Source organism: Micromonospora sp. NPDC047620 (assembly GCF_043205005.1).
GTDB lineage: Bacteria > Actinomycetota > Actinomycetes > Mycobacteriales > Micromonosporaceae > Micromonospora.
The window spans coordinates 1-1,410 of record NZ_JBIDDG010000115.1 but is presented as its reverse complement, the minus strand read 5'-3'; the positions used below and the strand labels follow the sequence as shown (position 1 = coordinate 1,410).

Below are 1,410 nucleotides of genomic sequence, written 5' to 3'. Positions count from 1 at the left end.
AGCGCATCCTGCCGAGAATGGCTCGCGCCGACGACATCTGGGCGCAGGCATGGTCGGAGCCGGAGGCCGGGAGCGACCTCGCGGGCATTCGCTCCAGCGCGAAGCGGGTCGAGGGCGGCTGGGTGCTCAACGGGCAGAAGACCTGGAGTTCGCGAGCCTCGTTCGCGGACTGGGCTTTCGGCCTGTTCCGCAGCGAAACAGAGGAGGAGCGGCGCAGTAAGGGTTTGGCCGCTTCGCGGCATTCAGGCCTCACCTATGTGATGTTCCCGCTGTCCGCGGACGGTGTGACCGTGCGGCCCATCCCGCAGCTCGACGGCGAGCCCGGTTTCGCGGAGATCTTCCTGGACAACGTCTTCGTCCCCGATCGCGATGTGATCGGCGAACCGGGCGCGGGCTGGCGGGTGGCGATGAGCACCTCCAGCAACGAGCGCGGCCTGTCGCTGCGCAGCCCGGGCCGGTTCAACGCCACGGCCGCGCGCTTGATCGAGCTGTGGCGCGAGACCGCCGATCCGGCCGACACCGCGGCCCGCAACCGCGTGGTCGACGCGTGGATCGGCGCGGAGGCCTACCGGCTCAACACCCTCGGCACCGTGACCCGACTGTCGGAGGGCGGCAAACTCGGCGCGGAATCGTCGATCAACAAGGTCTTCTGGTCCGAGCTCGATATCGCGATGCACGAGACCGCCCTGGATCTGCTCGGCGCCTCGGCCGAGCAGAGCAGCGCCTGGACCGACGGCTACCTGTTCTCGCTAGCGGGCCCGATCTATGCCGGTACCAACGAGATTCAGCGCAATATCGTCGCCGAGCGCCTGCTCGGGCTACCGCGTTGAGATCCGCCATGTGCCACCCCGCCTCCCCGCGCCGCACCCCCGAATGGACCCATCGATGAGATTTGCACTGTCCCCCGAACAACGCGACTTCGCCGACAGCCTGCGCAAGATGTGCGATGCCGCGGGCACGCCCGCCGTCATCCGCAACTGGAACGGCGGCGGCGCCCGTGGCGGCCGGGCACTGATCCGGCAACTGGCCGGCGCCGGCGCTCTGGGCCTGGCCGTGGCCGAGGAATACGACGGGATGGGCGCCGAGACCATCGACCTGGTGGTGGCGTGCCGGGAATTCGGCCGGGCCGCGGTGCCGGGCCCGGTGATCGAGACCGCCGCGGTGATTCCGGCACTGTTGCAGGCGCTCGACGATTCGGGTCCGGCGCGGCGATGGCTGCCGAGCTTCGCCGAGGGTGAGGCGCTCGGCACCATCGCGCTCTCGCCGCAGACACCGGCCCTCGACGCCGATTCCGCCGATGTGGTGCTGGTCGTGGACGGAGACAAGCTCTGCACGGCTCGCCGAGGCGACCGGATCGAATCGGTGGACGCGGCGCGGCGGCTGTATACGGCGAGCCCGGACGAGGTTGTG

General features: G+C 69.9%; 2 protein-coding genes. Both read left to right on the top strand.

Annotated features, from left to right (window positions below; translation table 11 throughout):
• Window positions 1-830, top strand: an 830-nt coding sequence (locus ACGF5C_RS34565) for an acyl-CoA dehydrogenase family protein (RefSeq protein ID WP_393308598.1), incomplete at its 5' end; no start/stop codon positions are given.
• Between the two features lie 43 nt (window positions 831-873).
• Window positions 874-1,410: acyl-CoA dehydrogenase family protein (locus ACGF5C_RS34560; RefSeq protein ID WP_393308596.1), on the top strand; the 537-nt coding region annotated here is incomplete at its 3' end.